General features: G+C 62.4%; 5 protein-coding genes and 1 pseudogene. 4 read left to right on the plus strand and 2 right to left on the minus strand.

Translation table 11 applies throughout. The features are described from left to right. The first annotated feature begins 120 nt into the window (after positions 1 to 120). The 3 genes from FMM79_RS00640 to FMM79_RS00650 all read left to right on the plus strand — a co-directional run bounded on the left by FMM79_RS00640 (position 121) and on the right by FMM79_RS00650 (position 2618). Positions 121 to 681, plus strand: a complete 561-nt coding sequence (locus FMM79_RS00640) for a hypothetical protein (RefSeq protein ID WP_162528402.1) — start codon at positions 121 to 123, stop codon at positions 679 to 681. An 81-nt stretch (positions 682 to 762) separates the two neighbouring features. Next, positions 763 to 1977, plus strand: coding sequence for an argininosuccinate synthase (locus tag FMM79_RS00645; RefSeq protein WP_148625197.1), 1215 nt, complete (start codon positions 763 to 765; stop codon positions 1975 to 1977). A 275-nt stretch (positions 1978 to 2252) separates the two neighbouring features. Beyond that, entirely contained in the window at positions 2253 to 2618 is a 366-nt protein-coding gene (locus FMM79_RS00650) for a septal ring lytic transglycosylase RlpA family protein (protein WP_148625208.1), read from the plus strand. Positions 2619 to 4198: 1580 nt separating this feature from the next. On the opposite strand, the gene FMM79_RS00655 is transcribed toward FMM79_RS00650, so the two are convergent. Then, positions 4199 to 5011 carry an SGNH/GDSL hydrolase family protein gene (locus tag FMM79_RS00655; RefSeq protein ID WP_148625199.1) on the minus strand — a complete coding sequence of 271 codons (813 nt, stop codon included), beginning with the start codon at positions 5009 to 5011 and terminating at the stop codon, positions 4199 to 4201. A 343-nt stretch (positions 5012 to 5354) separates the two neighbouring features. On the opposite strand from FMM79_RS00655, the pseudogene FMM79_RS00660 reads away from it, so the two are divergent. Further along, positions 5355 to 5588, plus strand: a pseudogene (locus tag FMM79_RS00660) (integrase); the annotation flags it as partial. A 144-nt stretch (positions 5589 to 5732) separates the two neighbouring features. Here the strand turns inward: FMM79_RS00660 and FMM79_RS00665 are convergent. After that, positions 5733 to 6000 (minus strand): integrase core domain-containing protein (locus FMM79_RS00665; protein WP_148625005.1); only part of this gene is annotated, 268 nt, incomplete at its 5' end.

The following is a 6000-nucleotide window of genomic DNA, read 5'->3' on the forward strand; positions in this document are numbered from 1 at the left end:
ATACCAGCCAGACAAGAACGACACGCTTGACCAGAAGCAAGGACCCAAGGCACAATAATTCAAGGCGAAAATAGAAAATCCCGCAGACCCCGCCTGTAAAACAGATGGAGGCTCCTGATAATGCAATGGATTTTTCGGCGTCTTGGGTCCTTCGCACTCGCGACCATCGCCCTGCTCTTGGCCCCTGCCGCATCGGCGCGGGTCGAGGTGTCCTTCTACAGCGTGCAGACCTCCCTGACGTCGCTACGCTCGGTTCACGCCTTTTTCACACTGAAGGGAACGCTGGACGCCGACGGCACCGTGATTGACGAAAACTATGGCTTCTCCGCCAAGAATTCTTCGATTGGCTTCCTCTTTCACCCCGTGAAGCAGACCATGCTGATCGAGAAGCAAGACTACATTGATCGGGCGAACTACCACTTCAGTGTTCCGATCAGCGATGAAACCTACCATGAGATCATCGCCGAAGTTCAGACCTGGTGGCACGATCCGGAATATCTCTGGGACATCGACGAGCGCAATTGCGTCACGTTCGTCGGTGTTGTGGCGCAAATGTCTGGGCTCAAGGTCGATTTTCCCAAGAAGATGATGCGCAAGCCCAAGACCTACCTGACCCACATCGGCTCCCTGAACCCGGCCGTGCTGGCACTGCAGGACGCCCCGGGAAAGTCGAATAATTGAGCGCCTGCCCGCTCGTGCCCATTGCACCGCATCGACTGCGCTGATACCGGCTCCGCCAAACCTGAGCGGAGCACCTATCCCATGTCCGATATCAAGAAGGTCGTCCTTGCCTACTCGGGCGGGCTCGACACAAGCGTCATCCTGAAGTGGCTTCAGGTCACCTACAACTGCGAAGTCGTGACGTTCACGGCCGACCTTGGTCAGGGCGAGGAGCTCGAGCCCGCGCGCGCCAAGGCCAAGCTCATGGGCCTGCCCGACGAGAACATCTACATCGACGACCTGCGCGAGGAATTCGTGCGCGATTTCGTCTTCCCGATGTTCCGCGCCAACGCCCGTTACGAGGGTGACTACCTACTCGGCACCTCGATCGCACGCCCGCTCATTTCCAAGCGCCTCATCGAGATCGCCAAGGAAACCGGCGCCGATGCCATCGCGCACGGCGCGACCGGCAAGGGCAACGACCAGGTCCGCTTCGAGCTTTCGGCCTACGCCCTCGATCCCGCGATAAAGGTTATCGCCCCCTGGCGTGAGTGGGACCTCAACAGCCGCACCGCGCTCATCGCCTGGGCCGAGCAGCACCAGATCCCGGTTCCCAAGGACAAGCGCGGCGAGAGCCCGTTCTCGACCGACGCCAACCTGCTCCACACATCCTCGGAAGGCAAGGTCCTCGAGGATCCCTGGGAAGAGACCCCCGATTACGTCTACTCGCGCACTGTAAACCCCGAGGACGCGCCCGACGCGCAGGAATACATCACCATCGACTTTGCCAAGGGCGACGGCGTGGCGCTCAACGGCGAAGCCATGTCGCCTGCCACCCTTCTTACCCAGCTCAACGAGCTCGGCCGCAAGCATGGCATCGGCCGCCTCGACCTCGTCGAGAACCGCTTCGTGGGCATGAAGTCGCGCGGCATGTACGAGACCCCGGGTGGTACGATCTACGCCGCCGCCCATCGCGGCATCGAGCAAATCACGCTCGACCGCGGCGCCGCGCACCTCAAGGACGAGCTCATGCCCAAGTACGCCGAGCTCATCTACAACGGCTTCTGGTTCTGCCCTGAGCGCGAGATGCTCCAGGCCGCCATCGACCACAGCCAGGAAAAGGTCGACGGCACCGTCCGCCTCAAGCTCTACAAGGGCTCAGTCTCGGTCGTCGGGCGCAAGTCGGCGAACTCGCTCTACTCCGAGCGCCACGTCACCTTCGAGGACGATGCAGGCGCCTACGACCAGAAGGACGCGGCGGGCTTCATCAAGCTCAACGCGCTTCGTCTGCGACTCCTCGCCCAGCGCGATCGGTAATCTTTCGTCGCAAGCCAGCCAAATTTCAGGGCGGCCCGTTGCCATCGCGCGACGGGCCGCTTTTCGTGGAGTCCCATCCTTGACGCATCGCGGGTAAAAGCGGCTCCATCGTCAACGGCCCAGCGGGGTAAGTTTTGCAGGTTTCACGCTTCGGATTGCTGGCAGGCATTGCCGCCTCGGTCACGCTCCCGCTCGCCGGGCCCGTCCACGCCGATGCCGGGGCTGCCCCCGTCCAAGCTGTCGCGGCCGTCGCTGCGGTGGAACCCGCCCCCGCCATGATCGCGCAGCCGGTTGTCCAGGAACTCCCGGCCACGCCGGAAATCGTGGAAGACGCCTTTGAATCGATCGGTTCGGGTGTCGCCAGCTACTACGGCCTTAAATTCGCCGGTCGCCGCACCGCCAGCGGCGCCATCTTCGACCCCGAGAAACTGACCGCCGCGCACCCCAGCCTGCCCTTCGGCACGCAGGTCCAGGTCACCAATCCGCGCAACGGCGAAAGCGTCGTCGTCACGATCACGGATCGCGGGCCCTATCATGGCAACCGCATCATCGATTTGTCGAAAGCTGCCGCGCGCGAACTTGGTCTCGTTAGCCGCGGTTCGGGACGGGTAGATCTCGCCGTCCTCGCTCAGGAAAGCTGAGCTTCCTTCCCCTCTGACATCACCTCGCTGCGATCCGAGGCTTGCCCTGCGGCCCTTCAAGAGGGTCGGACCGGCGCAGTCTGGAGGGGGTGGGGGGGACTGACTGCGCCGGCCTTCACTAGCGATAACCGCAATCCCCGAATTGCGTTCCCGGCCCACGTCACTTTTTTCAAAAAAATCGAACCCGCCCGATTCCGCCCCTTGCGAGGAGTGCGAAGGTGACACGGTTGACACTCTCCAGAGGGAACTGTCACCCCCCTCCGCCGCACCTTCGGGAAGCGCGCTCACCAGCGCATCCACCCGCCCGCACGAGGCCGCAAGCCAGCCGTCCCACTGCGCCGCGCACAGCGCCTGCGCCTCCGGCCAGTCGAAACCGCAGGCGTCCTCACCCGGCGTACCCCCCGCAGCCTCCGCCCGCGCCGCGTACCATTCGTCCTCCACCACCCGGCACATTGCGTCCGAGCCCTGCGCCACGAAGTCCGCACGGCCCAGCGGCAGCACCGGCGAGACCGCGTCGAAGTGCGCCCGATCCTCCACCATGTCCGCCTCGGGCGTCAGGCCCGAGACCAGCGCCAGCACCTCGTCGAAGCGCTCCGCCAGATCGGAGACAGAGTCCGCCCCCAGCACCTCCCCCGCCTGCCGGTCGAGCCGCCCCAGGTGCGCCAGCAGCAGCCGTGAATCGAACCGACGCCGCACCCCCACCAGCTCGCCCCGGAACCAGACGCTCTCCTCCACCCCATCCAGCGCGCGCGAGGCCAGGACCTCCTCGGCATGCTGACGCGCCAGCACCAGAGCCCCGGCCCACCCCGCCGCGAACACCCGGTCCCGCCGCCGCAGCACATAGGCCGACTGGCGGCTCATCCCCACCGACGCACAGGCCCCGCGCACATCCCCCCGCTCGGCCAGCGCGTGCAGGAACCGGACCTTGCGGCCCGCGTCCCAGCGTCCGTTCGGCTCAGTTAGAGGAGCTTCAGAAGAAGAAGAGGAGGAAATGCGAGGGCCATCGCCCTCGCGCTCCCCAACCATGTGCACAGCCGAGCACGCAGGCGAAGCGCCCTCCCCCGGCAGACCAATGTCCCGCGAAGACGGTATCCACCCCCGCCCGAACCGCGAACCCCGCGATGATCCCGAATCCTGCGCCATGATAGCCCACCCTTCGAACCTCCGGGCCCAGGACCCGGAATCCCACGAACATCCGACGCGCCAAAGCTGCACGCGCCGGGGTGAACCCATTCCTGTATCGCAGACCCAAGGGTGTAGGAAAGTTGCTTCGCAACGAAACAGAGCTGCGGCGGGCCGCGCGCGTCACGAAATGGCAGTTTGTTGGCCGCTATGCGCCCATCCAAGCCGCTCAAGTGGAAAAGTCTCGCGCCTACGAGCGGTCAGTCCGGTTGTGGCCGGGGCTGGGACAAACCCGCCGTTCGCATTGATGGTCGAGAATGGCAGGTGCATGTCCGACACTTGCCATTCCCGGAGCCCCAACGATCGGTCGGCGAACGCGCAATGCGGGCCGATTGCGGGCCGACCTGTTTGGGAAAGCTGGCTAGGGTCAGGACCCTAGCTAAAGCTGACCTTCGCGCTTAGCTCAATGATTTTTCAATCAACTCAGCGACAGCTTGTGCTCCAGCGCTTGTCGGGTGAAACGCAAAGCCTTCATTTGGATGACTTCCCGTCGTCCACGGCTGTGCAGAGCAAGCATCGTGCCCTTTTGATTGACGGGCAGCGTCGACTACTTGCGTGCCTTGAATTGAGCGTGCAGCCGAGCGGGTTGTGGCTGCGAGTTGCTTGGCGATCTCGCGAAAAGTATCAGCCTCGCCAGCATTCAAGCCGAGGCGTTCACAGGTTCCATTTTCGGGAAGGACGTCGGGGTAGGTCACGAGGATAATTCTGGATTTAGGCGCCCGCTTACGCACCTCTCGCAAAACAGCAACGATGGTTTTTCGCAGTTCTGTGTAGGGACGTGCAGATGCAGATCGCAACTGCCCCTGCAAGCCTCCGAACAGACCTGTCGTTCGCATCATATCTCCGACATACCCAAGGTCATTTCCGCCAACGGTGATAGTGACCAGATCGGTGTCCTTGGTTACCGCCTGAATTTGCGGATCAAGACCTGCTTGGCGCTTGTCGAGAATTTGCTTCGTCGTGCTGCCAGAACAGCTTGCATCGGTAAGTCTGGCTCCGATAATCTGTGCCAGAACGCGTGGGTAACTGCCTTCTCCTCGCATACACACCGGCGGCGAATTTGGAACTTTATCGCCCAAACCGATACCCGCCGCGTACGAGCTGCCTAAGGCGACGTAGTGCACCTCGGACTGGAGCTTCTTTGCAGCTGAAGCGTCCGAACAATACAACGTGCCGACCAGAGCCGTGGCTATGCATACAGATTTCATCATCGAACATTCCCTTTGCTAGCAATGGATCAAATCTGCCTGCCGGTCGCAGAACGATCAACCGTGGCATCGGAAAGTACCGTCCAGCGGATTACAGTAGAAAATCGCCAATTTTTTCCGCTTATGATGCCGTACCAGCGGCAGCTCTCAAAGAAGCCTCTTGTCCCTTGAACGGCGGTAATGGGCGCGTAGCCAACCGGCAGCCATTTGACGGGCGAAGGACCGGTTTCAGTGTAACGTAACGTTCAAGCGGCTGCAGCGGTACGGCCTGAGTTGGTCGGCATAGGCCGCCCATCAGAGCTGAAAGCGTTCTTACGATGGCCGCTCTGGCCATTGGAGAAAGATCATGGAGATGTCTGAAACCGACCCCACCGCCGCCAAGCGTCAGGTCTGGAATGCCGGAAGAACCGTCGGTGCGAAGCGGGCCCTGAAGCCGAAACAGATCTGGGAAATTCGTTTCTACCTCAACCAGCGGCGCCGCCTGCGCGATCGGGCGCTCTTCGATCTGGCGATCGACAGCAAGCTTCGGGGTTGTGACCTGGTGCAAATGAAGATCGGCGACCTTGTCAGCGGCGGACAGAGAAGTGGCTCGGTTTGTCTGAACAGCCTTTGACGTTTGATAAGTGGATCGTCTGCGGTTTGGTTGTTCAAGCTGGCGCCTGCGGGGCGTCATGGAGGTCGGGCGTAGCCCGGCCGGAGTGACGCCCCGCAAGTCGCGGCCAATTCACGCTGCCACGGCCTGTGGCAGATTGTCAAAGTAGGTTTGATCGGGCGTACGTCCGCCGGGGCTCGAGTGAGGTCTCCGGGCGTTGTAGAAGCCCAGGTATCGGCCGATCGAACTGCGCGCTTCGCTGACGCATGCGTAGGCGTGCAGGTAGACTTCCTCGTACTTCACCGAGCGCCACAGCCGCTCGACCACGACATTGTCGCGCCAGGCGCCGCGGCCGTCCATGCTGATGGCGATACCCTCGCGCCGCAGCACGCCGGTGAAG

It is taken from the genome of Novosphingobium sp. BW1, from assembly GCF_008107685.1.
Lineage (GTDB): Bacteria > Pseudomonadota > Alphaproteobacteria > Sphingomonadales > Sphingomonadaceae > Novosphingobium.